General features: G+C 47.6%; 20 protein-coding genes. 13 read left to right on the plus strand and 7 right to left on the minus strand.

Annotation, left to right across the window (positions count from 1 at the left end; genetic code table 11):
• Positions 1–87: 87 nt before the first annotated feature.
• Positions 88–1059 carry a diguanylate cyclase gene (locus tag Q4Q52_RS15165; RefSeq protein WP_242326082.1) on the plus strand — a complete coding sequence of 324 codons (972 nt, stop codon included), beginning with the start codon at positions 88–90 and terminating at the stop codon, positions 1057–1059.
• A 119-nt stretch (positions 1060–1178) separates the two neighbouring features.
• Here the strand turns inward: Q4Q52_RS15165 and Q4Q52_RS15170 are convergent, their stop codons facing one another.
• Complete coding sequence (locus tag Q4Q52_RS15170; protein WP_311990989.1) at positions 1179–2138, minus strand: sodium-dependent bicarbonate transport family permease; 960 nt, start codon at positions 2136–2138, stop codon at positions 1179–1181.
• A 138-nt stretch (positions 2139–2276) separates the two neighbouring features.
• Here Q4Q52_RS15170 and Q4Q52_RS15175 point away from each other — a divergent pair, with 138 nt between their 5' ends.
• Positions 2277–3275, plus strand: coding sequence for a LysR family transcriptional regulator (locus Q4Q52_RS15175; protein ID WP_311889667.1), 999 nt, complete (start codon positions 2277–2279; stop codon positions 3273–3275).
• A 183-nt stretch (positions 3276–3458) separates the two neighbouring features.
• On the opposite strand, the gene Q4Q52_RS15180 is transcribed toward Q4Q52_RS15175, so the two are convergent.
• Positions 3459–5084: a methyl-accepting chemotaxis protein gene (locus Q4Q52_RS15180; protein WP_311990990.1), complete on the minus strand. Its 1626-nt coding sequence runs from the start codon at positions 5082–5084 to the stop codon at positions 3459–3461.
• A 693-nt stretch (positions 5085–5777) separates the two neighbouring features.
• Positions 5778–7112, minus strand: coding sequence for a cell division protein ZapE (gene zapE, locus Q4Q52_RS15185; protein ID WP_311990991.1), 1335 nt, complete (start codon positions 7110–7112; stop codon positions 5778–5780).
• 282 nt (positions 7113–7394) lie between these two features.
• Between zapE and Q4Q52_RS15190 the strand changes: the two genes are divergently transcribed.
• The 7 genes from Q4Q52_RS15190 (at position 7395) to Q4Q52_RS15220 (ending at position 15376) form a co-directional block, all read left to right on the plus strand.
• Positions 7395–8198 (plus strand): polymer-forming cytoskeletal protein, encoded by an 804-nt coding sequence (locus Q4Q52_RS15190; protein WP_311990992.1) that lies wholly within the window; start codon positions 7395–7397, stop codon positions 8196–8198.
• A gap of 621 nt (positions 8199–8819) precedes the next feature.
• A complete protein-coding gene (locus Q4Q52_RS15195) occupies positions 8820–10100 on the plus strand; it encodes a porin (RefSeq protein ID WP_311990993.1) in 1281 nt (426 codons plus the stop codon).
• 12 nt (positions 10101–10112) lie between these two features.
• On the plus strand, positions 10113–11066 hold the full coding sequence (locus tag Q4Q52_RS15200) for a tripartite tricarboxylate transporter substrate binding protein (protein ID WP_006082913.1): 954 nt from the start codon (positions 10113–10115) through the stop codon (positions 11064–11066).
• A gap of 10 nt (positions 11067–11076) precedes the next feature.
• Positions 11077–11544, plus strand: coding sequence for a tripartite tricarboxylate transporter TctB family protein (locus Q4Q52_RS15205; RefSeq protein WP_006085948.1), 468 nt, complete (start codon positions 11077–11079; stop codon positions 11542–11544).
• A 2-nt stretch (positions 11545–11546) separates the two neighbouring features.
• Complete coding sequence (locus Q4Q52_RS15210; protein WP_311990994.1) at positions 11547–13067, plus strand: tripartite tricarboxylate transporter permease; 1521 nt, start codon at positions 11547–11549, stop codon at positions 13065–13067.
• 15 nt (positions 13068–13082) lie between these two features.
• Complete coding sequence (locus Q4Q52_RS15215; protein ID WP_311990995.1) at positions 13083–14696, plus strand: sensor histidine kinase; 1614 nt, start codon at positions 13083–13085, stop codon at positions 14694–14696.
• Positions 14696–15376: a response regulator gene (locus Q4Q52_RS15220; RefSeq protein ID WP_311990996.1), complete on the plus strand. Its 681-nt coding sequence runs from the start codon at positions 14696–14698 to the stop codon at positions 15374–15376. The genes Q4Q52_RS15215 and Q4Q52_RS15220 overlap by 1 nt, the downstream gene beginning before the upstream one ends.
• Positions 15377–15412: 36 nt before the next feature.
• On the opposite strand, the gene Q4Q52_RS15225 is transcribed toward Q4Q52_RS15220, so the two are convergent.
• A complete protein-coding gene (locus Q4Q52_RS15225; protein WP_311990997.1) occupies positions 15413–17071 on the minus strand; it encodes an insulinase family protein in 1659 nt (552 codons plus the stop codon).
• A complete protein-coding gene (locus Q4Q52_RS15230; RefSeq protein ID WP_311990998.1) occupies positions 17068–18486 on the minus strand; it encodes a pitrilysin family protein in 1419 nt (472 codons plus the stop codon). Before Q4Q52_RS15230 ends, Q4Q52_RS15225 begins: the two co-directional genes overlap by 4 nt.
• Positions 18487–18703: 217 nt before the next feature.
• Between Q4Q52_RS15230 and Q4Q52_RS15235 the strand changes: the two genes are divergently transcribed.
• Positions 18704–19531 carry a M14 family metallocarboxypeptidase gene (locus Q4Q52_RS15235; protein ID WP_311990999.1) on the plus strand — a complete coding sequence of 276 codons (828 nt, stop codon included), beginning with the start codon at positions 18704–18706 and terminating at the stop codon, positions 19529–19531.
• Positions 19532–19625: 94 nt separating this feature from the next.
• On the opposite strand, the gene Q4Q52_RS15240 is transcribed toward Q4Q52_RS15235, so the two are convergent.
• Positions 19626–20540 (minus strand): L,D-transpeptidase family protein, encoded by a 915-nt coding sequence (locus tag Q4Q52_RS15240; protein ID WP_006082904.1) that lies wholly within the window; start codon positions 20538–20540, stop codon positions 19626–19628.
• Between the two features lie 921 nt (positions 20541–21461).
• Here Q4Q52_RS15240 and Q4Q52_RS15245 point away from each other — a divergent pair.
• Positions 21462–23192 (plus strand): potassium/proton antiporter, encoded by a 1731-nt coding sequence (locus Q4Q52_RS15245; protein WP_006082903.1) that lies wholly within the window; start codon positions 21462–21464, stop codon positions 23190–23192.
• A 234-nt stretch (positions 23193–23426) separates the two neighbouring features.
• Here Q4Q52_RS15245 and Q4Q52_RS15250 read toward each other — a convergent pair whose 3' ends face one another.
• The gene (locus tag Q4Q52_RS15250) at positions 23427–24353 is read right to left on the minus strand and encodes an LpxL/LpxP family Kdo(2)-lipid IV(A) lauroyl/palmitoleoyl acyltransferase (protein WP_011847652.1); all 927 of its coding nucleotides are present in this window, start codon (positions 24351–24353) and stop codon (positions 23427–23429) included.
• Between the two features lie 103 nt (positions 24354–24456).
• Here Q4Q52_RS15250 and hldE point away from each other — a divergent pair, with 103 nt between their 5' ends.
• The gene (hldE, locus tag Q4Q52_RS15255) at positions 24457–25887 is read left to right on the plus strand and encodes a bifunctional D-glycero-beta-D-manno-heptose-7-phosphate kinase/D-glycero-beta-D-manno-heptose 1-phosphate adenylyltransferase HldE (protein ID WP_311991000.1); all 1431 of its coding nucleotides are present in this window, start codon (positions 24457–24459) and stop codon (positions 25885–25887) included.
• On the plus strand, positions 25884–26711 hold the full coding sequence (locus tag Q4Q52_RS15260) for a hypothetical protein (protein WP_311991001.1): 828 nt from the start codon (positions 25884–25886) through the stop codon (positions 26709–26711). Before hldE ends, Q4Q52_RS15260 begins: the two co-directional genes overlap by 4 nt.
• Positions 26712–26721: the final 10 nt, after the last annotated feature.

Here is a 26721-nt window from a genome sequence, read left to right on the forward strand (position 1 = left end):
GTAAGGCTGAAACGAATATCAGCCTTAACACCGCAAGAATGCCCAATTTAGGCTAGAGTTTAATGAGAGCAGTTAGCAGAGAGCACCATGCAATTACCTACTATCCCTGAAAACGAGCTGCAACGTTTGGCCACGTTACGCGCACTCAATGTGCTCGACACCGATGCCGAAGAACGTTTCGATCGTATCACTCGGCTCACGCGCAGAATTTTCTCTTTGCCGATTTGTGTTGTGACCTTAGTGGATGCCGAGCGGCAGTGGTTTAAATCTCGCCAAGGATTGGAGGTGACTGAAACACCACGGGAAATTTCATTTTGTGGCCATGCGATCAATCAAGACGATATTTTTATCGTAAACGACGCCCTCAAAGATCCGCGCTTTAGTGACAATCCACTGGTGACCGAGCAGCCGCATATTCGCTTTTACGCTGGCTATCCCTTAACCATTCATAGGCAATATCGGGTAGGAACCTTGTGTTTAATCGGCACTGAACCGCGAGATTTTACAGCTGAAGATATTGAAACCTTGACGGATTTAGGTGAAATGGTAGAGGCGGAATTACTCTCTATCGCGCAAAACACCTTAGATCCTTTGACCACGATTTCGAATCGGCGTGGATTTGAGTTACTGGCCCATCAGGCGCTGGCGAGTTGTCGACGTACCGAATCTGAGGCGGCCTTACTCTTCTTCGATCTCGATTTCTTTAAGGAAGTGAATGACAACTTTGGTCACCTCAAGGGCGACCAAGTGTTATACGATTTTGCCCATATCTTGATGACCGCTTTTAGGGAGTCGGATGTGATTGCAAGGCTTGGCGGTGATGAGTTTGTGGTGCTATTAAGTTTTGTGCATAGAGATACAGTCGATCGCGTGATTGAGCGTTTTAAGCAATTACTTGAGCAATATAATCAACAGCATCCTAAGCAACATAGCTTAGCGACCAGTATTGGTATCGCCCATTGGACGCCAGATTCTGATGTGAGCTTAGAGGATCTGTTAGATTCCGCCGATAAAGCCATGTATCAGGATAAGGCCGCGCACCACAGTGATGCGCCTTAAATGATGTGCACTAAATGATGCGCCTTAAATGATGTGTGCTTAAGCAAGATGAAAAGGGAGACAATTATGTCTCCCTTTTCATTGATTTTTATTCGGCGAAGAAGTACTAAGCTACGCCATTAAGCCGTAATGAGCATGACCCAGTGTTGATATAAAGGTAAGCCAATTAACACATTAACCGGAAATGTAATGCCGAGTGAGGCCAGCATAGCCAGTCCAATATTGGCTTCGGGTATTGCGGCTCGAATGGCCGCAGGCGCTGCGATATAAGATGCACTGGCACTTAATGCCGCTAGCACTAAAATACTGCCAGAAGGTAAGTCCAGCCATAATCCTACGGCAATACCGCACCAAGCCAATACAAAGGGCGTTACGGCGGCGAACACTAATAAGCGCCATTGTTTTAGTGGTAGCGGCAAACACACTTTAGCCGTTACTAAGCCCATTTCCAGTAAAAATAATGCCAGTAAAGTTTTGAATCCGCCTAAGAGCACAGGTGTGAGCGGCGCAAGCCCCGTTGGGCCGTAAAGCCAACCTATCACTACGCCACCAACGAGTAGTACAACGCCACGGCTGGTTAACGCTTCGTGCAATACGCTCGATTGAGTTTCATTCTTTGGTGATGATTCAATTGCTTTTTTGGCGCTTAAATACCTGTGTAGCCAGAGCATCACGACGATCGCCGGCAGTTCTAGCAGCACGAGATACAGGGTGGTTTCTGGTCTTAATATCAACCCTGATTTTTCCACCATAGCCATCACCACCGCAAAGGTTCCCGCGCTAACGGAGCCGTAATGGGCGGCAATGCTAATGGCATCTGTGTGACCAATGCGAACCAGCCGAGTTAACACTGGGTATAGGGCCAATGGGATAATGAAGCCTAAAGCAACAACCGCTAACAGCTCAGTGAGCACTAAGTTTTGGGTGTGACCGTGGAGCGCCATTCCGCCCTTTAAGCCCAAAGTGATCATTAACAGTATGGATAGGGTTTCGTAGATAGCGGGGGGGACTTTAAGATCTGACTTCACTAGGCCAGCTAACAAGCCTAAGGCAAAAAAGGCAATGACAATATCGGGCATAAGTATCTCATTAAGTATGATTTTTAAGCCGTAAAAAACAGGCTTAATTGTCGGGTGATCCTGATGGCTGGTGATTTTGGACCTAATTGGTTATATTGAAAAATAAATTGTTTACCACTTAGGTATAGATGATTGTCTATGGATAAGCGTTCGTCATCGACTCAGCTTAAATTGCGGCACTTGAGTTTCCGTTTGCTGCAGGTGTATGTACAAGTGGTGCGGTTAGGCAATATTTCCGCAGCGGCGAGGGCCTTGCATTTAACCCAGCCCACAGTGTCATTACAGCTTAAAAAGCTAGCCGATGTGTTAGGTGAGCCGTTACTCGAGAGTCGTGATGGCCGTATGTTACCGACCTTGATTGGCAATGAACTCTACCGCGCCGCCTGCGATACCTTGAGTCGTTTTGAGGATTTCGATGCCTTTATGCAGCAGGCCAAAGGTGGCAGCGTCGGGCATATTAATATCGGTATCGTCACTACCGCCAAATACGTGTTACCACGGATTTTAGGGGCTTTTTATCGGCAGTTTCCGCAGGTTAAAGTGACCTTAAACATAGGTAACCGTGCCCATGTTTTGGGCCGATTTGAGCGCCAAGAAGATGATTTATATCTGTTTAGTCATCCACCTAGTGGCGATAACGTGCTATCTGCGCGGATCATTAAAAACCCGCTGCAACTGATTGCGCCAAAGGATCATTGGGCGGTGGGCCGTGAGCAAGTGAATTTTAACGATCTCAAAAATGAGCGTTTTATCGTGCGCGAGCCAGGTTCTGCCACCCGTTTAATGTTTGAGTCTTGGTGCAGCGGTCAAGGCATCACGCTTAGTGACACTATGCAAATTGAGAGCAATGAGGCGATACGCCTAAGCGTCGCGTCGGGCTTAGGCTTGTCGGTGATTTCGGCGCACACGCTGCAAGAAGGGCGCGAAAAACCGGCTATTTTGCCAGTGATGGGTTTTCCGCTCGAAAGTAACTGGTATCTGGTTGGCCGCAAAGATCGCCGCTTGCCCTATGCTGCCATGCAGCTGGTGGACTTTATGGCGGCGCATTTGGCCGAGTGTATCGAGCCCGAATGGGTTGCCGCCGATATCAGTGAACTGGCTATGCACTTTAATCAGGCGCCGCAAACTCGGTCTTAACTGAGTGCATGTTTTTGATACTGAATAGTTTTATTAAGTTAGAGATGTGGTTATAGATTGAGGATAACGTCTTTTCGCACACCTTGTGCAGTTACCCTCAGCTCCCATTGTAAAACGAGATTTGACCTCAAATCGAAAAGCGAGGCTTTTGGCCTTAAATCGAGACGACTTTACCTGGTGACTTTATACCTTAAAGCGCGTCAGTAGGTTGTTCAGTTCAACTGCTAACCTTGATAGTTCATGCGCCGATGCACTGGTTTGCTGCGCTCCCGCGGCGCTTTGGCTGGCGAGATCGCTAATGTTCACAATGTTTTTATCGACTTCACGGGCGACTTTGGCTTGTTCTTCTGCGGCGCTTGCGATGACCATATTGCTGTTATTCATCGTACTGATTTGAGCGTTAATCGTGTTTAATGCATCCCCAGCGAGCCTTGCGACAGCGAGTGCTTGCTCTGCCTTTTGGCCACTGTGCTGCATCGATAGCACAGCGGTTTCGGTGCCGTGCTGGATCTTGTTGATCATGTCTTCAATTTCACGGGTCGAAGACTGAGTACGGTGGGCTAGCGCGCGCACTTCATCGGCAACCACCGCAAAACCACGGCCAGTATCGCCCGCTCGTGCCGCTTCAATGGCTGCGTTGAGGGCCAGTAAATTCGTTTGTTCTGCAATCGCGCGGATCACATCTAAAACTTTGCCAATATCGACAGCTTGCATGGCTAAGGTTTGGACAATTTGCGAACTTTGCGTCACATCCTGATTCATGTCGATAATGGCGGCGACGGTTTGATCTACTTGTTTTTTACCTAATTCAGTATTGCGGGCGGTTTCTTCTGAGGCTTCTGAAGCGAGGACTGCGGTATTGGCGACTTCATCCACCGCCGAACTCATCTCGGTAATTGCGGTTGCAGCCTGTTGTATTTCATCATTTTGTTGTTGTATACCGCGGGATGCATCTTCAGTCACAGAATTGAGTTCCTCGGCGGCGGAGGCGAGCTGGTTAGAGGAGTTTGCGATGTGGGATAAGGTATCGCGCAGGTTCTGCTGCATTTTTGCTAGTGCTTGCATCAGTTGACTGGTTTCATCTTCGCCATCGGCACTAATTTTCTGTGTTAAATCACCGCTTGCGACTGTCACTGAAATGTCTACCGCTTCTTTCATTGGCTGCACAATGCTACGGGTTAATAATGTGGCCACGATAAATGCGGCAATCAAGGAGGCTATTATCACTACGCTGTTGAGTAGCTTACTTTCTTCGTAGGCTTGTGCGGTGAGTTCGCCTTGTTTGCCTGCATATTCGGTATTTAAGTCGCCAATGCTGATAAGCGTTTTAGTTATTTTATCAGCTTGTAACGTCATCACTTCATCCATGATCCGTTTAGCTTCAGTCGTGTCATTGGCCTGCAGCTTACTGATCATTTGATCTTGATTCTGTAAATACAGCTCTAAATTATGACTAAAATCCTGATAGAGGGCTTGCTTACCAGGCAAACTAATTAAAGGCTCGTAGGCCTTTTGATCCGTTTCAATGTTCTCGCGAATTTGCCTTAAGGTTTCGAGCCCTTTGTCACGCTCAGCAGCTGAATCGGCGAGTAACAGACGAAATGTAAATACCCTAGCGCGCATCACGTTAAGATTGATGCTAGAAAGGGTGACGAGTGTCGGTAGGGTATTTTTTTCAATTTCTTCAGAGGAGGCGCGCATAGATGACATAGTTTGCAGCGACATGAGCCCCTGAAGTAACAAGACTAGGCCGAGTAAGCCAAAGGCAGTAATGAGTCGTGAGCCAATCTTAATTTGTCGTAACCACATAAGCGAGTCGTCCCTGTATTTAAATGAGTTCCGTCTAAGGTCGTTCTTACTGCTTTTGAGCTAATACTTTTTAATCACTGCTGTCGAGCCATGAAGCTTGAGCCAAAAGGCTGAACTCATGCTTGCTAACGTTAAACTAACTGTTATCGCGCCGAGTCGGAACTGTGAGTTTTTGGTTTAATACACTATAGATTATATTCTCTAACTTTTTCGTTTTGGATTGTAAATTTAGCCGATTAAAAGCGACTGGCCGTAAATTAGTAAAACTTAAACTATGTTGTACCGTACCTTAAATATTGGCGTTAGCAAACTGTATTGCCCAATTGAGTGTGATGATGTCTGTGGTTTTATTTCGACTATCGATTAGAGTCAGGTCAGTTTGAATAAAGGTATGAACGTGATTACTATTTTAATTTTAGATAGTTAAAGTGAATTTTTGCTGGTTTAATCAGGCTCTAATAAAGCAATTTAGGTCGTTAGCTTTATGTTCAATATCAGCATTTAAAGAGAGTATTCAAGCCGTTAGTATTCTTTTTGTATAAAACCTTTGTAATCGACTGTTCCTTTAAGCGTTTTTATTTCTTGTGATCAGGATTGTTCGATAATAAATGGATAAATGAGACGTAAACGATTGGTGCTTATTTCTTGTCTCTTTTCTTATCTCTTTTCTTATTTATGCGAAGCGATAAATAATCAATTGTTTTTCGGTAATTCATGTCGGCTCATTTCTATTAATCGGCTGTAGGTGCGGCGGAATTCAAAACTAAGTGCGCCACCTTGGTAGAGTTCGCTCAGTGGCACGTCGCAGCTGAGATAAAGGCTGACATTTTGATCGTACAACTCATCAATTAAGCTGATAAAACGTCGCGCAGGGTCGTCGTTGGCGGCGTAGGAGAGTTGGCGCTCGCCCGTAGTTGCGGCTTGGTTTTCTCCTGTGCCGTCCTCCGTGCCGCGGGCACGGATCCAGCCTTTCACTTCGCCGCCTAATTTGGGAACGCCGCTCACCATTAAGATCTTAAATCGACTGGCGATTTCGATGTAATCGAGTTGGGATCTCGGGCCGTCACACAGGGCATAAAAGTCGAACCAAGCAACAGCGTTGTCTATGGGCTCTAAAGCGGCGCGGATCACTGGGATTTCACGGTTGCAGATGGTGAGGCTAGCATTACTCATTTTGCTATCACTAATGTCAGAACCGTTAATGCCAGTACTACTAATGCCAGTATCGCTAATGCCAATAGCGCTCATACTGGGGGCATTTGGCGTTAACTTATTCACTAGCTTGTCAAAAATCTGCTCAAAATCGAGTGTTCCGGTAATGCCGATATTGTGGGAAATCGAGGCGTTCATTTCAGCGCTATCAACGGCAATCTCGTTGTTTAATGCGGCATTGATGGCGTGCATCCTGTGGTCTTGGTTGCCAGCGAGATGCAGCATTTGCGTGTGCGTTTGCAGCAGTTGAATGCAAGGTAAAAATCTGTGTCTGGCTAAGCCGTTTTCATATAAGCGCTCAATAGGAATATTAGAGGTCGCGACCAGCACCACACCTTGTTCGAATAGGCACTCAAATAGCCCTGCGAGTATCATGGCATCGCCAATGTCTGAGACAAAAAACTCATCGAAACACAGCACCTTGCACTCTTTCGCGAGATTTTTAGCAATCAGGGTTAGTGGATCGCGTTTACCCGAATGCTCACGCAGTGCATTGTGTATCCGTGCCATAAAGCGGTGGAAATGCAGTCTTAACTTGCCATCACTTGGCAAACAATCGAAAAACAAATCCATCAGAAAGGTTTTACCCCGACCGACATCACCCCACAGGTACAAGCCTTTGATGGATTGTGAATGGGACAGGCGTGCTGAATAGGCTTGTGGCATCAAGTGTTTAAATAACATATCGAGCGCCAACACCGCCTGTTGCTGCGCCGGATCGTCAACTAGATTTTCGCTCACTTTGGCGCGATACACTTCCAGTGGCGTCATCATTGGCGTTATCGATTGCGAGCTAGCGAAGTTTGAATGAGCCATGTCGGGGTCTCGTTGGCGGTTGTTTAAGGTGTTTACTGCAGTCAGTGTGTGCTTTAGCTTTGATTAAGTGCGATATCAGCGCTCGCCTTTTGAGGCATCATGCTACTCATGCTTAGGTACTCGGGAGCCATATTGCAAGATGCTCAGGGTAGCATAGTCGCTGGCGTGACTTAAATCCCGCTCTGAGGCTTAGGTCAAATACTAAACAAAACCAGTGCTTTATTCTTGGGGACTTTTACCTTAACATCTTTGTCACAAAAATAATGATATGGAATGAATCCTATGGCTAGCAAAGGCAATGGCATTACTTTTATCAGTGCACAAACCTCGATTGAGGGTGACATCCAGTTAGAGAGCACGGCATTAATTGCGGGTAAATTGCAGGGCAAGATTGGTTCAGCGGGACAAATTAAGATCGAACTTGGCGGCGAGATCTCCGGTGAAGTCAGCTGTGATGAGTTGCGGGTGTGCGGCGTATTTAGTGGTCGAGTCTGTTGTAATAAGTTGATTATTACCAGTTCTGGTGTGGTTGACGGTGAAGTTGCAAGCCATCAGATGGAGATTTACGAAGGCGGCCAGTTTATTGGTCAGCGCATTAAAGGCCCTGAGCTTGATGCCTTGCCTGACATGCTAAAAGCGATCGCTCCTGCGGCTCAACGCTCGGATGCGCACCTATATGCCAGTGAGAGCGGTTCATTAAGAGGCGATAATCGGGCGATTCGCCCTTGGTTGTATGTTGCTGCGGCAACTGTCGTCATCGCCTTGGGCTTTAGTTTTGGACCCGAGCCATTGCGTGAGTGGTTACCTAATGTCAGTGATAGCACGCTCAACACTGAAGTGTCCCCTGTGACTCAGGAGCTAGATGCTGCAAAGGCCGCCAATCCATTACTGACTGAGCAAACGACTGCGCCAGATACCGCGAATGCCGACAATACGGTGGCGGTATCCGCAGATCCCGATCCGCTGGCTTTGTCGCAGGATTCGGCGATGGAAGATTTACAGCAAATGGAACAAGGCCATGCACAGATGGCGCAGGGTGATAATGGCACCGCACCTACCAGCGAGAATGCAGGCAATAAGCTCTGATTACTAAGCGAAAGCTCGAATCAATAAGCTTGAATTTATTAGCTTGAATCAATTAGCTTGAATCAATTAGCTCGAATAAATAGGTACTCGCATCCTTGGGTCGAGCATTTGGTGTTTTTTGTTCGACCATTCTTATTTGCTCATCGTTGCTAATGCTTATCGCCCAATATCCTGCTCAATCCTACTCAATATCTCTTCAAGTATTGCTGCTAGTTCCCTCAGAAGCGCTTAACGGCGCTTTGCTTTTATTGATGGCTTCTATGCTTAATTTAACGTTATAAGGGCAAATTCGTCCTATTTTTCTGCTATTTCACTCATTTGTTAACATTCAGCGTTCGCTAATATTCCTGTCATATTTTCATTGAGTTATCTCTCATTCTTACCCGTTTTGTGCACTTCAAGCCGTTTCCCTTGAGTTAAGTTCATTTTGTTCATGAACTTTATGATTTTTAGTCACCTTAAGTCCCTTAATGAAGATTAAGTGCGTTAAATATCTTTAACGAAATGTTAACGATACATTTCCTCCTCTGGGCGAGGAAGTAGTCCGTCACAGACCTGACACAATTCTAATAACACAGGCATTCCCACAGGGAATGGCAGACTGCAATACAGGAGGCATTGATGCCTAGATTGACCTTACTTGCCGCGGCAACCGCTGTGGCCTTTACTGGTTTTGCGAATGCGCAAGACTTAACGCCACAAGAGCTTCAAGCACAACTCACCCAATTGACTCAAGAAGTTAACCAGCTAAAACAACAGCAGGCAGCGAATGCCACTGCGACTCCATCTAAGCCTAGCGCGCCAGCTTTTGAGATAGGTGGTCGCATTCAACTCGATTACAACCTCTTCAATGGTGCCTATAACGCCGAACATAACGGCAGTAGCGCGCAGGATATTTTCCCCCGCAGAGTACGTACCTTTGTTGAAGGCGAATTACAGGATTGGGATTACAAGCTACTGCTTGAGTTTGCTGAAAATACCGCTGAAATCGTCATGGCTCGGATGCGTTATTCGGGTTTTGAGAATGGCCCTAAACTGCAATTTGGTAAGTTGCGTGAGGATATCAGCCTTGATGCGCTCACCAGCAGTAATCACATTGCGCTGATCGAACGTTCTAGCCTCGCCGATACTATGTCGCCGTACTTCCGCTGGGGTGTTTCTGCCTATCAATATTTCCCCAGCACAGGTTTACGTTACGCCTTGGGTGTTTATAAAAACGATGCCTTTGGTAGTGATGGCAAAGATGAAACCGATGATTTGAACTATGCCCTGAGCTCGCGAGTGACTTGGTCACAGGCCAAAGAACCGGGCCAAGTGTTACATGTGGGCTTGTGGTACTCAGCGCGTCAAATGGGCGGCGATGACTTGTCAGCCAGCTTTGCCCGCGGCGAACTGCGCGAGACGAATACTCGCCTGATTAACTATGTCGCCGGTGGTGAAACCGCAGCGATTGATAATCTAAACCAAGCGGGTTTAGAACTGGCATTTCAACATAAGGCTTTGTTGTTGCAGGGCGAATACGCCCAGCGCAGTTTAAACACCCAAGATCCTCAGTCAGTGCTCGATGGTGAGCGTTATCAGGCGTATTACCTGCAGGCGAGTTATTTCTTAACGGGCGAACAGCGCAGCTATTCCAAGGGCAGCGCGGTGTTTTCCCAGCCTAAGGGCGTAACCGATGCATGGGAATTGGCGGCACGTTTTTCTAGCGTGGATGCAAGCTCCGACTTCCAAGGTACTAAAGCTCAGACCTATACCTTAGGCGTGTCTTACTACTTCAATCCAAAAATCAAAGTGATGGCTAACTACATCCATTCTTCCGTCGATGGCGCAGGCACGATTGCCTTAGTCGGCAATGAAGATGTGGGCGATGCCTTCGCTGCCCGTTTGCAATACGTGTTTTAGGAGTAATGAATCATGTTGAAAATGAAATCTTTAGTCATGAGTGCGCTGTTACTCGGTGCCTCTGGCATGGCGAGTGCTGATATCCACTTTATCATTCCTGGCGGTCCAGGCGGTGGTTGGGATACTACGGCGCGCGGCGTCGGTGAAGCCTTAGTGAAGTCGAAAATCGATGGTAATGCCTCTTTTGAGAACCTCTCGGGTGGCGGTGGCGGTCGTGCGATTGCTTCTATGATCAAATCGAAAAACAAACAGGGCGATATTTTACTGGTTAACTCGACTCCGATTGTGCTCCGTGCACTTTCAGGACAAATCCCGTTTAGTTATCGTGATTTAACGCCGGTTGCAGGCATAGTCGCCGATTACGGTGCCTTTGTGGTGCGTAACGATTCACCGTTGAAAACCTGGGACGATGTGTTGGCGGCCTTTAAGGCGGACCCACAAAGATTCAACATCGCTGGCGGCTCGGCGCGCGGCAGTATGGATCACTTAGTTGCGGCGCAAGCGATTGCGGCGGCGGGCTTAGATGGCGGTCGTTTACGTTATGTTCCCTACGATGCGGGTGGTCAAGCTAAGGCCGGCTTACTCTCGGGCGAAGTCGATTTATTGTCGACGGGATTCAGTGAAGCGTTAGAAATTGCAGGCAGTGGTCAAGGGCGGATCCTTGCGATGACAGCACCTGAAATCGTTGCCGAGCATCCAGAGGTTCCGACGATTAAATCACTCGGTTATGACATGACGTTTACTAACTGGCGCGGTTTTTTTGCGGCGCCTGATACGCCTAAAGCCAAAGTTGATGAGTATGTGGCCAAGTTTGCGGCGCTGATTAAGACGCCTGAATGGGAACAAGTGCGTGCCCGTAATGGTTGGATCAATCTGTTTGAACCCCAAGCCGAATTCATTAAGTCATTGGAAGCACAGGAGCAACAGCTTAAAGCCACTATGTTGCAACTGGGCTTTATTAAGTAAGGAGTGACAGATGTTGAATCGTGATCTGCTTGGTTCCTTGCTATTTGTCGCCGTGTTTACCGGATATGGCGTGCTGGCATGGCAAATTCCCTTATTGCCGTTTGAAGAATTTGAAGTCGTGACGTCTTCCACTATGCCGAAGATTTATGCTGCCATGGGGCTGATGTTTAGTCTGTTTTCTCTGGTTGCCGTCTTGCTGAAAGGAAACACGGTTCAACAGCGAGGGGCGCTGCTGACTAAAGCCGCCTTACAACAAACCGCGGCGCTGATTGTGCTGATGGTCTTGTATGCAGCCGGACTCGAACCGTTGGGGTTTGTTGTCGCTACCTTATTGTTTTTGGTCGCTGGATTTTGGTTGATGGGAGAGCGCCGCTTTAAGATTTTGCTGCTCGCCTCTGTGCCCGTGGTGTTGGTGTTCTGGGTGTTGATGACGCAAGTCTTAGGTATTTACTTGGCCTCAGGTTCTCTTTGGAGTTAACTATGTTCGATGCAATGTTTATTGGTCTATCGACCGCGTTTGAATTGCAAAACCTCATGTATGTGGTCTTAGGCTGCTTGGTCGGCACAGTGATCGGTATGCTGCCGGGATTAGGGCCGATCACGGCGATCGCCCTGATGATCCCTGTGACTTACAGCATTGGCCCCAGTTCAGGGATGATTTTAATGGCGGGCGTATACTACGGCGCTATTTTTGGTGGGTCGACATCATCAATTCTGATCAACGCCCCGGGTGTGGCAGGAACGGTTGCGACGTCATTCGATGGTTATCCAATGGCGCAAAAAGGCATGGCGGGCAAAGCATTAGCGATTGCGGCCTATGCTTCGTTTACCGGCGGCACTATCGGCGCCATCATGTTGATGGTCGCGGCGCCATTACTAGCGCAAGTATCACTGAGCTTTCAATCGGGCGATTATGTGGTCTTGATGTTCCTCGGTTTGACGGCCATCGCGGCGTTTTCGAATCGTGGCGATTTCCTCAAGGCTATGATGATGACTCACTTAGGTTTGTTGCTCTCGTCAGTGGGGATCGATCCTTTCTCGGGGATGGAACGTTTTACCTTCGGTCAGCCAGATTTACTCGATGGCATCAGTTTTCTGTTAATCGCCATGGCAACTTTTGCCCTGTCGGAAGCGTTAATGAATGTGATTAAGCCGCCTAAGGCGACCGAAAACATCAATTTTTCGGCGCAGCCGATTGGCAGCACTCGTTTAACCAAAGAGGAAGTGAAAGAGATAGCGCCTGTGATTGGTCGCTCGTCGATTTTTGGTTTTTTGATTGGGGTATTACCGGGCGCAGGCGCAACGATTGCCAGCTTTATGGCCTACGGCACTGAGCGTAATTTATCCCGCGGCGCGAAACGCGATGAGTTTGGTAAGGGCTCGATTCGCGGTGTTGCGGCGCCTGAGTCGGCTAACAATGCGGCCTGTACTGGCTCATTTGTACCCTTATTGACCTTAGGTATTCCGGGGTCGGGTACCACGGCCATCATGCTCGGTGCATTGATCGCTTATGGTATTCAACCTGGCCCTATGTTGATGCAAGAGCGTCCAGACGTGTTTTGGTCTGTGATTATCTCTATGTATTTCGGCAATATTATTCTGCTGGTGCTGAATTTACCGCTGATCCCTTATTTTGCCAAAGTGCTGGCTTTGCCTAAGTCGATTCTGACTGTGATGATTTTGTTCTTCAGTTTGATTGGGGTGTATTTGGTCTCGTTTAACACTTTCGATCTGTTCTTGATGATAGGTTTTGCGATTGTCGCTATGGTGCTACGTTTGCTGGCATTCCCAATGGCGCCGCTGCTACTGGGCTTCATCCTCGGTGATATGATTGAGCGTAACTTCCGCCGTGCTATGATCGCCTCCGATGGTTCTTTGAGCTTCCTGTGGGAACGCCCGCTAACACTGACTATCTTGATTGTGGCGATCGCTATGCTAGCTGTGCCATTGATCGGTTTTATTCGTAGTCATCGTAGTGATAAATTGGCGAAAGCCTCTTAATGTAAAGGTACGCTAATGAGACGCCCTAAGCGCTTAGAAACGTGGTTAATCAGTGGGGTGACTTGCCTGAGTTTGTTGCTGTGCGCCTTATTTGGCGGCATCAGCTATCAAATTTTGAGTCGCAGTATTACTGAGCAATCGGGAGCTAAGGCATTAGGGCTGGCCCATGCGGTCGCGACACGGACCGATGTGATTACCGCTTTGCAAACGGGGCATTCAAGTCCCCAATTACTGGCCGCGATAGAAGGGATCCGTCTAGCGTCTAAGGCCGATTTTATCGTGGTGGGCGATACCCATAAATACCGTATCGTGCACCCAGATTCAGATAAAATTGGCAAGAAGATGGAGGGCGGTGACAGCCAAGCGGCATTAGAAGGGGAGTCTTATATCTCCGAGGCGCAGGGCAGTTTAGGTCGTTCTATTCGCGGTAAAGTGCCAGTGTTTGACGAGCAAGGCCAAATTATCGGCTTGGTTTCGGTGGGTTTTTTAAGTCAGTCCGTGGGCGCGTTAATCGATAAACGTATTCCTGAAATCATCATGACAGTCCTAGGGGTGTTATTGATGGGCGTGCTGGTGGCTTTTTGGATGGGACGGCAAGTACGGGAAATGTTGTTCGGCTTGCAACCTGCTGAAATTGGCCGTTTATTCGTCGAGCAGGACGCGATTCTTAACACAGTGCGAATGGGTGTGGTGGCATTGGATGCCGATGGTCGTATCCGCAAGTTGAATCAAAGGGCGCGGGAGATCTTAGCCTTATCTCCGACCTGCCAACCTAATACTCTGATGTTGAATGATTTATTGCCGCAGCACGCCGATTTTCTACTGACGAACCAAAACAAAACCATCAGGGGATTCGAGTTATTTGCCAATGAGCAATGGCTGGTGATGTCGCGGGTGCCGTTTCAGGTACGGGATCAAAATGATGGCTTGCTGCTGACGATGCGCCCCGCCGATGAAATTGAGCGCTTGAGCCAGCAACTCGCCAAAGTGCAAGAGTTTGCCGAAATGCTCAGAGTGCAAACCCATGATTACTCAAATAAACTCCATACTCTAGGCGCCTTGTTGCAACTCAAAGCCTACGACAAAGCGGTCGAATTTATCGGCCAAGAAAGCCAAGGTTGGCAGGCTCAAATCCATTTATTACTGTCGCAAATCCATGAGCCGACGATCGCTGGATTACTCTTGGGTAAGTACCACAAGGCGAAAGAGCTCAATATTGAGTTTCAAATCAGCCCAGATAGTCAACTTAGCGATGTGCAAGACGCCATTATGCTTGAGCGGATGGTGTCGATTATGGGCAACCTTATCGATAATGCCATTGAGGCCGTGCACAGGGCGAACAATCATAAGCCCCGCCGCGTGGTCGTGACCTTAGATGAAACTGCCTCTAACCTGATTTTTGATGTGGAAGACAGTGGCGATGGGATTTCTAAAACCGAGTACAGCACGATATTCGATCCAGATTACAGCTCTAAGCAGGGGGCGCAGCACGGTGTGGGCATGTATATCGTTAATACTTACCTGTGTGCCTGCCATGGCAGTTTAGAGTTCGCCGACTCAGATTTAGGTGGCGCGCGTTTTTCTGTGTATATTCCCACTAAACCTTTACCTGAAGTCGGTACCGTTTAATGCATACAGTGATCATCGTTGAGGATGAAGTCGAAGTTGCCCATTTGGTCGCGCAATATTTGTTCTCAACCAATCGTTATAAAGTGATTGGCATGGCCAGCGATATCAGTACAGCGCGGTCTTTACTGGGCGCCATCACACCAGATCTTGTACTGTTAGACGTGTATTTACCCGACGGTAATGGTTTGAATTTACTGGCAGAATTACGCAGCCAAGGGATCCGCAGTGAAGTGGTATTACTCACTGCGGCCAAGGAAGTGCAGATTTTAGAAAAAGCCATGCAGCTGGGCGTGTTCGATTTTTTGGTGAAACCTGTACTCTTGAGCCGGTTAGACCAAGCCTTGAGTCGATTTGAGAGTCGCCAGCTTAAACTTTCTGCCACGGAGGAGCTTACTCAATCCGTGGTCGATGCCTTTATGGAAGTGCCGACAGGGACGACCAAGGCTGCTGCTCGTTTGCCAAAGGGGGTCGACCAATTGACCCTACAGAAAATCCGTGAAGTGTTTGATGCTAAGCCACAAGATAAACTCACGGCGCAGATGGTGGGTGAAAAGCTAGGCGTTAGCCGTTCTACTGCGCGGCGTTATTTAGAATTTTTGTTGGAATGCAATGAGCTGGCGGCGGATCAGAGTTATGGTTCCATCGGCCGCCCCGAACGTTGCTACCACAGAGTGCGCTAGTCTTCTGTTCAGCTTTTGCTTTTTTGCATTAAGAATTTAGTCCACCTTGACCCTTTCAAGCTGCCACTCTGGCAGCTTGGAGGTTAAGTCTGGGATTATTCTATCGATATCGCCCCGCAAGATAATCAATGGCTCACCGCTAAATGCCCCGTTGGCTAACTGCTGCAACCTTTTTGGCGTTAGAGCCTGCAACTCTGCATTTAGCTGTTGCACATCAACTTGGGTTAATCCTGTCGCAAGTTGTTGGAGATATTGGTTTTCACGCTGAATGCTGTTGTCTTGGCTGAGTAAATCCTCACCTATCAAATAGGTTTTAAGTGCATTGATTTCGCCTTGGCTGGCACTTTGGGTTTTAACGAGCGCGAGGTGATCAAGTATGCCCACCACAAACGCACCCGTATGTTCTATGGCTGTGCTGCTGTAAAACTTGATGCTACTGGATAGCGGTGCATTGGCACATTGACCGTAAATGCCATAGGTGAGGCCGCGCTTTTCCCGCAAATCATAATAGAGTCTGCCCGAAAAACTGCGTCCCATCAGCGCGGATAAACTGCGACAGCTTAAGGCGACTTCCTGTGAACTGAGTTGACTCGTCTCGGACATATCGCCTAACTCACTATCAATGGTATGACCTATGGCATGATTTATGGAATGGTCTATGCGATAGTCTATGCGATAGCCTAGGCGGACTTGAGTTTGCACACTTCCCGGCGCATCGATAAGGTAAATCTTTTGGGTTTGCTTAGGTGTGGTTGTTTCTAGCTTATCTGCTTGCGGTGACGATTTAGACAAGGATTTAGGTAAGGATGTCGTCAACAGAGGCCACAGTTTTATGCTGCCTTGAAGATCAAATTTGGCGTTTTTAGCCTGCATATTGGGTAGAAACAGATGCCATTGTGCTTGCGATGCCGCCTGCTGCTGGATCTGTTGCAGCTGCTTTAGGTTAAGTGAATCGAACAGCTCATCATTATTGAGCACTTTATTGTAGGGATGTTCAGGCCCGAGCAATTTCTCGCGCCACAGTTTATCTATCTCGGCGCCACTAAAGGCATTCAAGTGCTTATTGAGCTTGAGTTGGCGGCGAATATTGTCAATATCGACGGGGGCGGTTGTTGCATCAACAAAGGTATTGGGCTGCCAAAATTGCACTAGCAAGCCGAAGATATGATTAACATCGTCGGGGCAGGTGAGGCTTAGATTTATGCTGTGTAAGCTAACGCGAATACTGAAGGTCTCAAGGCAGGGATCTGCGAGGCTAATCGCCAGTGCGCGGGCTTTCTCTTGTAAGGCAATCTGTAAAATATCGGGATTATTGAAGGGAGCCTGCGGACTTATCGCCGCTAAACTGATCCTGTTGCTTAGACTGTTACTGCTTAGAGCATGAGTGCTTAGACAATTGCTGTTTAGATCATGATTGCTTTGCACTGAAGCAAGTCTATGTAACTGATAGGGTAAATCCAACTCGGTATGAACTTCATCGCTAAACATTGGATCCGTTGCGGGGATGATGATGCCGCTTTCTGGTAAATGATTGTCTAAAGGATAGGGCGTGTTGAAGCTCGCTAAGCTCGGTGGTTCAGTCGGTGTAAAGACGATTTGCGTTTGCTGACAGGCACTCAGTAATAACGCCATAACGCAGCACATTAAGCTTTGTAGTTGCTTAGGTCGTCCATGAGTCGCAGTTAGATTCATCATAATACCGCATCCTCTAGGCTGTCGCTCATATCACTAGGCAGCCATTCCAGCAGTGTTTTTCCCCAGCGAATATACCAAGGTGGCAGTAGGTCGACCCGTACATAGTTTTGAGTAAAATACTGTGCCGCAACTCTTTGGATATCGCCTGCCGTGACTGCGTTAATCCGCTGCCACTGCGCGCTAAAGGGATGGTCTTTATCTTGAACAGAGGTTGCCGAAAGCTGCGTGGCTAATGTTTGAGTATCACTGAGTTGTTGTAATCGATTGTTTAACCACACTTGTTTAAGTGTGCACAGGCTGGTTTCATCCAGAGCCTCTTGCTGTGTTTGTGCGACAAGTCCGAGTACTTTTTCCACTAAGGCATCGAGTGAAGTACGAGCGCGAGGAACCAAGACAATATTGGCAATCCCATGATTTTCTAGCTCAAAGGGCAGGGAATAGCTGAGCATCTGCGCAGGATTATGCTGGCTAAGTTTAGCGATTGCACTGGCGGTATTTTGAAATAAATAGCCTTCGAGCAGTTGAATCGCTGCCGCATCGGGATGATCTTTACCTACGGTATGCCAAGCGAGCAATAATCCAGGCCAAGGTCCGCGTTCATCGACTAACTCAGCATGCATTTGTTTAGGCTGGATGTTCAGCTCAGTGAATCTAGGCTCAGTCGTCGCTGGTTTAGGCCAAGTCGCAAAATCTTGCTCAATCCATTGCAGGGTTTGTGGACTTAACTTGCCGACAAGGGAAAGCTGCATCGCGTCGGGGCGATAATAAGCACGGTGAAAGGCGGTTAGGCTTTCAGGTGTGGCTTGCAAGATATCCTCGCGACTACCAATAATACCGTGTCCGTAGGGCGTGCCTTGCACTTGGTCGAGTAAGAACGCCATCGCGCTGCGGACATAGGGCTGATTATCTATGGTTTGGGCCATTTCCTGTAGTACGGTTTCCTGCTGATTTTTAACGGTAGTGGCATTAAGGCTTGGACGGATAAAGCGGTCGGCTTCGAGATACAGCCCCAGTTCTAATGCTGGGCTTGGCAGCGTCACATAGTAATTGGTGTAGTCAAAATGTGTGCTGGCATTAAAACGTGCACCTAAGGCACTGAGCTGCTGGGCATAGGTATCGCCGGGGGCATTTTCGCTGCCCTTAAATAACATGTGCTCAAACAGATGGGCATAACCGCTCTGACCTTGGGCTTCGTTGCGGGCACCTAAATTAAATTGGCTGGCGATTGTAACTGTTTGTTTATCAGCCATGGGCAGTAACCGCACCGTCAGGCCATTTTCGAGAGTGTAGGTTTTTAGGTTCGCTTCGAGCGCGTATAAGGCTTGTGCATCATGCTCGGCGCGACATTGTGCCAGCAGCGAATTGCTAAAAGCACTGGTCGCAAGGGCGATAAAAAAGGCGATGTGAGTTCTCATAAGTGCATCCTGCCGAGCATATTTTTTGAATTCGTTAAATAACTCATCGAAGCTGAATGCCGTTACCAAGTGGCGATTAACCCATCAACAGGTATCGATACCGATTGCGATGTGGTTAGCGACTGCTCGGATTTCATCGAAATCAGTTGAATAGCATTCAGTTTTTAAAAAGAACTGCTATGATGGCACAGTTCTTTTTCTGGCATAAGTACAAGATATGGTAAGCAGATCCCCGTTCGAATCCTTTCAGTGGAAAAGCGATATTTTTAACTGTGAAAGCACTGATATTGATAATTTTTATCTGCTGCTTGAGCAGGAAATGACCCGTTTGGGCATGGTTGAGAAGAATTTGGGTGAAGTCGGTAAATACAAGGTTAGCTTGTATCAGTCTCCCGCCGCTAAGTCAGGCTTACCTTCTTTATTGATCAGCGCAGGATTTCATGGCGAAGAATCTGCAGGCCCTTGGGGTTTGCTACATTTTTTGAGTGAAGCTTCAGCAGACCTATTTGAACGGGTGAACTTGAGTTTATTGCCCCTCGTTAATCCAACTGGATTCAGCCGCGGCCATAGATTTAACAAGTACGGCGAAAATCCAAATCGCGGTTTTGTATTTGAGAATGGTAAACCTAAAGCCAATGAACATACGTCGGTGGAAGGTAAGTTGTTGTTAGATCATGCGCAGTTACTGATTGCCGCTTGCCGTGACGGTATTTTAACTTGCCACGAAGATGTCTTGAGCCGTGAAGCCTATGTGTATTCTTTTGAGCCAAGCCAAGTGCCAGGACGCTTTAGCCTCGATTTGCGCGATACCTTAGGCGGTTATTTCCCGATTGCTATGGATGGCGAGATTGATGCGTGTCCTGTGAAGGATGGCTTGATCTTCAATCACTTCGATACGTCGTTTGAAGCGTGTTTAGTGCGAAGTGGTGCCCGTGTCGGTGCTTGTACCGAAACGCCAGCGCTGCAAAACTTCGACCAACGCGTATTGGCAAACAGTGCTGCTATGACTCACTTCTTAGCCCTATGTGCACCTTTATGTGATTGATCTTGTTATTTTATTAGGTGTTTAATCATCTAATAAATGACAAAAAAATACCCGCTGATAGCGGGTATTTTTTTAGGTGATATTTGCCAGTGAATTATTGATTAATTCGCATCGGCACACCAGTACGTTCATCGAGCAGCTTTTTGATCACAGAAGAATTAGTGTCAGCTTTAGCGATAAACTTGGCGATATCTCTTGGTAATGAAATCGCGACTGGCTCATTGGATTCAAACTCAGCCACAGTGCGAGACAGAGGTTGATGCACTGCTAAGTAGCGCTTACCGTCTGGCTCTTCGGTTGCTTTAATCGGCTGGTTCACGAATTGTACGCGGGTGCCCACTGGGACATTCTTGAACAAGTGCTCGATATCTTCATGGCGTAAACGCACACAACCTTGACTCACACGTAAACCGATACCGAAACTCGCGTTAGTACCGTGAATCGCATACAAGTTTCCTATATACAGTGCATACAGTCCCATAGGGTTGTCTGGACCCGCTGGCCATACTGCTGGCAGGATTTCACCCTTAGCAGCATATTCTTTACGAATGCGTGGCGTCGGTGTCCAAGTTGGATTGGCACGCTTACGTTGTACTGAGGTCACCCAGTTTTCTGGCGTGTCTTTACCAATCTGGCCAATACCAATAGGCAGGACTTCAACTGTCTTTTTGCCTTTTGGATAGTAGTACAAACGCATTTCGGCCACGTTGATCACTATGCCTTCACGGGGAGCGTTAGGCAGGATCAGTTGTAATGGAATTAACAGTTGGCTACCTGGCTTTGGCAGAAATGGATCTACACCTGGGTTAGCTTCGAGTAAGTTACTGAGACCGAGCTGGTATTTGGCAGCAATATCTTCGAGAGTGTGTTTACCCTCTGGAACCGTATAATACTGGTTCTCGCCAATTAGCCTGCTTTGGGCGGCTGGTAAAGGATATTCCGTTGCTAAAGCGGACAGACTAGGGAAAACCAAAGTCAATAATAAAGCTGTGGTGCGAAGCATACTCATAAGCGGATACTACGATTCCTGTTAATAAAAAAGCGTGTTTAACGCAGCTTTCTCTCTTAAAACGAGAGCGGCAATTTGACGAGCAAAATGCACTGGCGCGCGAAGCTCGCATCCTTCCTTATTTTGGACATTATTTCAACTGAAATATGATCCGTACAGCGTATTTATCGCTTAATTTTTGTTTTAACGGTTTTCCTTGGCGACTAAGATTATCAGTATTTCGGCTTATAGTTAAAACCTGTGTCTGTACAATTGCCCTATGTGCTGCAAATCCCTGATCTAAGCTGCTGTGTTGCAACGCTTCTATGGTGATTGCTCCGTCTAAAATATTGACGTGATGCAAAGTGTCTTCTTTGATGGCGAATTAAGGGTGGCTGAATTGATGGGTTTTGCGAAAACAGCGTTTGCGAGACTTTTTTAAAGTACTTTTCTAACGGGGTGCTGCTCAACCTGACAAAGTCCGCCTAGCTGAGCTGATTGTCGGATAAATGGAGTGAAAACAATTGGCTTGAGGGTGATGTTCGAATATTCGCCGTTTCAGTCGACATTGTTTTGTCTGGCGCTGAATTCACTATGATAACCCTATTTTATACAGGTTTACGAGCTTGATTTAGCTTGAATGATTTAAGTTTACGTTTAGCTTGTTGTTTTTAACTATTTGATATTTATTTATTTTAATTTTTATAAGTCGTGTGAAAATGTTCTGCGGTTCTTTAGGTTTTACGTTAGCCTTTATCTCAAGGTTAATGCAAAGTTACATTTATGGCGTTTTCTATGTAGATGATTGAAATTTAATATTTAACGCTCCAATAATTCGCTATTTTTGTGCTAATATAAAATCATAAAATTGTAAGTTGAGTCATTTTTAACCTCGGTGATTTGTCTATCGTTTAACTAAACAACCTGTATAAGGAGGCGTTTGTGGATGCAAATTCCATCAATAGTTTTTTTCTGATTGGCGCCTTGCTAACTGCAGTGAGTGTTTTACTCAGTCCTATGTCTTCCCGTTTGGGTATCCCGATTCTTTTGATCTTCCTCGCCGTGGGTATTTTGGCCGGTGAAGATGGCCCTGGCGGCATACTGTTTGATGATTATTCCACCGCTTATTTAGTCAGTAACTTAGCGCTAGCTATCATCTTACTCGATGGTGGAATGCGTACCCGTGTCGCCAGTTTTAGGGTGGCGCTGTGGCCTGCTTTATCGCTAGCGACCTTTGGCGTTGCTATTACAACCAGTATCACTGGAATGATGGCCGCATGGCTGTTTGACTTGCATTGGTTGCAAGGTTTGCTGGTGGGCGCGATTGTGGGCTCGACCGATGCCGCCGCGGTATTCTCCTTATTGAAAGGGCGCAGTCTCAACGAGCGGGTTGGGGCAACCTTAGAAATCGAGTCTGGTAGTAACGACCCTATGGCGGTGTTTTTAACCGTGACGCTGATTGCGATTCTCGCCAATGTGGACACTGAGATGTCCTTCAGCTTTATGTTTATCAGCTTTATTAAGCAATTTGGTCTGGGTATTTGCTTAGGTTTAGGCGGCGGCTGGATGTTGTGGAAGCTGGTTAATTTGAGCAAATTAGCCGACGGCCTGTACTCTATTTTAGTCTTAAGCGGTGGGCTGATCATTTATGCGGCGTCCAACAAACTTGGCGGCAGTGGTATTTTATCGATTTACTTAGTCGGGCTTTTCCTCGGCAATAAGCCGACCCGTGGCCGCCATGCGATTTTGAACGTACTGGATGGCATGACTTGGGTCAGCCAAATCGGCATGTTCTTGGTATTAGGCTTATTGCTTACCCCTTCCGATTTAGTCGATATCTTGATCCCAGGTTTTGCGCTGGCATTTGGGATGATTTTATTTGCTCGTCCTGTCGCTGTGTGGATCAGCCTATTGCCCTTTAAGAGCTTCAGCAGTCGCGACCGCTGGTTTATTTCGTGGGTAGGATTACGCGGTGCAGTGCCTATCATCTTGGCGGTGTTCCCTATGATGGCGGGCTTACCGGGCGCTCAGTTGTACTTCAACTTAGCCTTCTTCGTTGTACTAGTCTCGTTACTGGTTCAAGGTGCGTCTTTGACCACTGCGGCGCGTTTAGCTAAGGTGGAACTGCCCCCAAAGCCGTTGCCCGTTTCGCGTTCGGGAGTTGAAATTTACCCGAGCAGCGAATGGGAAGTGTTTGTTTATCGTTTGAGTGAAAGTAAGTGGTGTATTGGTGAACCGTTAAAACGTTTAGCTATGCCAGATGGAACACGAATTGCGGCGGTATTTAGGAATGACACTTTACTGCATCCGTCGGGCAGTACTCGCCTCGAAGCGGGAGATATACTCTGTGTGCTGGGTCAGGAGAAAAGTTTAGAAGCCTTGAGTAACCTCTTTAGCCAAGCGCCTGAAAATAAAGAAGTGCAACGCTTCTTCGGTGATTTCTTTATTGAAACAGACGTTAAGCTTGCGGATCTCGCACCAATTTATGGCTTGAGCTTAGATAATCTCGCCGATGATATGACAGTCGCCGATCTGGTAGTGTCACAGCTTGGCGCTAATCCAGTGCTGGGCGATCAGTTCCAATGGCAGTCGTTGCATTGGGTGGTGGCGGGGCTGTATGAAGGCAAAGTCACTAACGTGGGTATTCGTTTACCGACCGAGCATTCGCTGTAATCTCATGCGCTAGATGCTTCTTGCCGTAGAGAGTTGAAGTTGAAAGTTGTCATCGACAATTGCCATAGAGAGTTGAAGTTGAAAGTTGTCATCGACAATTGCCATAGAGAGTTGAAGTTGAAAGTTGTCATCGACAATTGCCATTGAAAGTTATCATCGACAATTGTAATCGAAAGTCGCCATAAAAAATGCCAGCTTATTTGCTGGCATTTTTGTATTCAAAAACGGAATGAGTTACTGATATAAAGATTTGTCCGTTGGATCTGGGCGGGTTTTAAAGCGGCGATGCAACCACATATATTGGGCGCGGTTTTTATCTATGATGGATTCGATAATCTTGTTACCGCGAATGGCATCGGCTAATTCATCTTCGCCGGGGAAATTATCCAGCGGTGGCATCACTTCAATCCGATAGCCCTCATCACCTTCAGTACGTTCCACAAAAAAGGGTAAGACTTTGGCTTTGCCGAGTTTGGCTAACGTGGTGGCCCCCGTAATCGTTGCCGCATCTGGCATGGCATAAAACGGGATAAATACCGCGCTGGAGCGGCCAAAGTCTTGATCGGCCGTGTACCAAATCACATCGGGATTACGCAGGCAGCGCACCATTTGGCGCAAGTCGCGTTTAGAAACAAGCCCTTTATTCGAGCGTAAACGGCCTTTAACTTGGAGGTATTCCATCACAGGATTGTTGTGTGGGCGATAAACCCCCACGCCGGGTTGGAATTGGCCGAAGATACGTGCGCCCATTTCCAGCGGTAAACAATGCACTGCAAACAGGATAACGCCGTGGCCAGCATCGAGGGTGTCTTGCACGTGTTCTTTGCCTGTGATGCTCATGTGCTGCTGCACTTTTTCATCGGACCACCACCATGCATTGATGGTATCGAAAATGGCTTTGCCCGTTTCTTCAAAGTTACGCGTGAGTAGGGTTTCTCGCTGTGCTTCTGACATTTCAGGGAAACAGAGGCTCAAGTTACGGCGCGCCGTATGAGTACGACTGCCAGCAAATTTCATCACTAAGCGACCTAAACCTTTACCCAGTTTCATCTGCCAAGAGAGCGGTAGAAGCTGAGTTAAGCGCATTAAAAATACGCCAAACCACATGGGCCAATGCTTAGGATGATATAAAGAAGATGAAAACTCGGCTTTCTCGACCACAAAAATACTCACTACTTTTGAAAATTACTGCTTATTCTAACTCAATTTTTACTGAAAATTAGGTACAATCACGGTTTAATTTCTGCATAAAGATAAGAGCACTATGAAGGTTTCTCTGCCAGCATTTGAAAAAGCCAGAGTGTTAGTCGTCGGCGATGTGATGTTAGACCGCTATTGGGTTGGCCCTACGGGACGTATCTCACCCGAGGCTCCCGTACCTGTGGTGAAGATTAATCAAGTCGAAGACAGACCCGGCGGCGCGGCCAACGTGGCGCTCAATATCGCGACCTTAGGTGGTCAAGTCCAACTTGCTGGGCTCGTCGGCCAAGACGATACCGCCAACGCCTTAACGCTCGGCGTGCAAACCTTAGGGGTTGAACCCCAGTGGTTAACCATTGCAGACAAACCAACCATCACTAAGCTGCGGGTGTTATCACGTAATCAGCAGTTGATCCGCCTCGATTTCGAAGAAGCTTTCGACAAGGCCGACAGTGTGCGTTTGCTCAAGCAATCTGAGGCTTTACTCGATTCCGTCGATGTGGTGGTGTTGTCTGACTATGCGAAGGGCGCTATCGATCAGCCGCGAGATTTCATTGCGCTTGCCCGCGCAAAAGGTGTGATGGTGTTAGTCGATCCTAAGGGCAGTGACTTTGGCCGTTATCAGGGCGCGTCGTTGATCACCCCGAATATGAGCGAGTTTGAAGCCGTTGTTGGCACTGTGACCTCAGAAGCGGATCTGCTGGAAAAAGCCCGTGGCTTACTTAAGCAACATCATTTTGATGCCATCTTAGTCACCCGCTCTGAAAAGGGCATGACCTTAGTGACCGCCAATGCGCCCGAGCTGCATATTCCTACCGTTGCCCGTGAAGTCTATGACGTGACGGGTGCTGGCGATACTGTGATTTCGGCCTTAGCAACCTCATTAGCGGCGGGCGCCGATTTACCGCAGGCTTGTGCGATTGCGAACACCGCCGCTGGCGTAGTGGTTGGTAAACTTGGCACTTCTACCGTGAGCCGCATTGAGCTTATTGAAGCTTTGGCTTTGCATCATGGAGAATCGGGTTTTGGGGTGGTGAGTGAAGATCAACTCGCCTATGCCCTAGAGCAGGCCAAACTGCGCGGTGAGCGTGTGGTGATGACCAATGGTTGCTTTGATATTTTGCATGCGGGTCACGTGAGTTACCTCAAACAAGCCAAAGCCTTAGGCGATCGTTTGATTGTTGCAGTAAACGATGATGCCTCGGTTAAACGCCTTAAGGGTGATGGTCGTCCGGTCAATCAGGTTGATCGCCGTATGGCCGTGTTAGCGGGCTTAGCCTCTGTCGATTGGGTGGTGCCTTTTAGTGAAGATACGCCGCAGCGCATTATCACTCGACTGCTGCCAAATCTACTGGTTAAAGGCGGCGACTATAAGCTTGAAGATATCGCGGGCGGCGCTGAAGTGATTGCCGCCGGAGGTCAAGTGCAAGTGCTGGGCTTTGAGGATGGTATTTCAACCACGGCGATTATTCAAAATATCATGGCTAATCAGTGAGCTTAGTTGCTCTGGTATTCGCATCTAGCTTGTCTTGGACGCCCATTGCCGATAAGCAGGCTTTGATTTGCCCTTTACCAGAGCTTGGCACTTGCTTGGCATTATTGCCTAAGCAAGTGTTGGCGCAGCTGCCCGCTACGTTAGATCAATTTAGGCGCGATTTAGGCCAGCGAGGCGCCATGGTCATGCCCGTCGATGACAATAAGATTGCGGGCCTAGTCTTAGTCAACGAGTTGCAGTCGCCGCAAGTGCAGTTAGCCAGTGTCGATCTCGTGACTTATCAATTACCTTTGCTCGAACAGCCGCAATTAACCCTATGGCATGAGCTTGGTCATTTGGAGAACCTTGCCCTGCAAGGTACAGTGTTACCGACTCAATTGAGCGCATATCAGCATGAATGGCTAGCCGATATCTATCTGGTTTGGCGTGTCGCGCGGGAGCGAGGTGATTTTGCCTTGGCGTGGCAGCAATACCATAGACGCAACCTTGATGCGTTAACAAGTCCGCAATACTTGTCGCATTGGAGCTCGCCAATGATGATACAAGTGTTGCATCAATACGAAGTGGCTCAAGTGGCGAGATTCACCGATTATCGGGATTTTCTGGCGGATTTTTATCCTAACGCTGAGCAATTAGAGCCGAGGTTATTAGGCGAGTATTCGAGCTTAATGCAACGGACTTTTGGCGCGAGTGTGTTGCAACCCCTTCCTGAATATCTATTTTGGCGAAAAGCCGATCTTGGACACTATCTACAACCTACCTTCGTTTTACTTATGGGTGAGGAAAAAGCGCATAACTGGTTGGTACAAAATTCAATGTTATGAGGGTGTTAAC

Source organism: Shewanella sp. SP1S2-4, assembly GCF_031932075.1.
Taxonomy (GTDB): Bacteria; Pseudomonadota; Gammaproteobacteria; order Enterobacterales; family Shewanellaceae; genus Shewanella; species Shewanella baltica.

Coding starts and splice junctions, on each gene's coding strand:
- Q4Q52_RS15225 (WP_311990997.1), bottom strand. CDS start 17,071: ATGATGAATCTAACTGCGACTCATGGACGACCTAAGCAACTACAAAGC.
- zapE (WP_311990991.1), bottom strand. CDS start 7,112: ATGGCTCATTCAAACTTCGCTAGCTCGCAATCGATAACGCCAATGATG.
- Q4Q52_RS15215 (WP_311990995.1), top strand. CDS start 13,083: ATGAGACGCCCTAAGCGCTTAGAAACGTGGTTAATCAGTGGGGTGACT.
- Q4Q52_RS15170 (WP_311990989.1), bottom strand. CDS start 2,138: ATGCCCGATATTGTCATTGCCTTTTTTGCCTTAGGCTTGTTAGCTGGC.
- Q4Q52_RS15165 (WP_242326082.1), top strand. CDS start 88: ATGCAATTACCTACTATCCCTGAAAACGAGCTGCAACGTTTGGCCACG.
- Q4Q52_RS15235 (WP_311990999.1), top strand. CDS start 18,704: ATGGTAAGCAGATCCCCGTTCGAATCCTTTCAGTGGAAAAGCGATATT.
- Q4Q52_RS15205 (WP_006085948.1), top strand. CDS start 11,077: ATGTTGAATCGTGATCTGCTTGGTTCCTTGCTATTTGTCGCCGTGTTT.
- Q4Q52_RS15200 (WP_006082913.1), top strand. CDS start 10,113: ATGTTGAAAATGAAATCTTTAGTCATGAGTGCGCTGTTACTCGGTGCC.
- Q4Q52_RS15210 (WP_311990994.1), top strand. CDS start 11,547: ATGTTCGATGCAATGTTTATTGGTCTATCGACCGCGTTTGAATTGCAA.
- Q4Q52_RS15180 (WP_311990990.1), bottom strand. CDS start 5,084: ATGTGGTTACGACAAATTAAGATTGGCTCACGACTCATTACTGCCTTT.
- Q4Q52_RS15175 (WP_311889667.1), top strand. CDS start 2,277: ATGGATAAGCGTTCGTCATCGACTCAGCTTAAATTGCGGCACTTGAGT.
- Q4Q52_RS15190 (WP_311990992.1), top strand. CDS start 7,395: ATGGCTAGCAAAGGCAATGGCATTACTTTTATCAGTGCACAAACCTCG.
- hldE (WP_311991000.1), top strand. CDS start 24,457: ATGAAGGTTTCTCTGCCAGCATTTGAAAAAGCCAGAGTGTTAGTCGTC.
- Q4Q52_RS15230 (WP_311990998.1), bottom strand. CDS start 18,486: ATGAGAACTCACATCGCCTTTTTTATCGCCCTTGCGACCAGTGCTTTT.
- Q4Q52_RS15195 (WP_311990993.1), top strand. CDS start 8,820: ATGCCTAGATTGACCTTACTTGCCGCGGCAACCGCTGTGGCCTTTACT.
- Q4Q52_RS15220 (WP_311990996.1), top strand. CDS start 14,696: ATGCATACAGTGATCATCGTTGAGGATGAAGTCGAAGTTGCCCATTTG.
- Q4Q52_RS15240 (WP_006082904.1), bottom strand. CDS start 20,540: ATGAGTATGCTTCGCACCACAGCTTTATTATTGACTTTGGTTTTCCCT.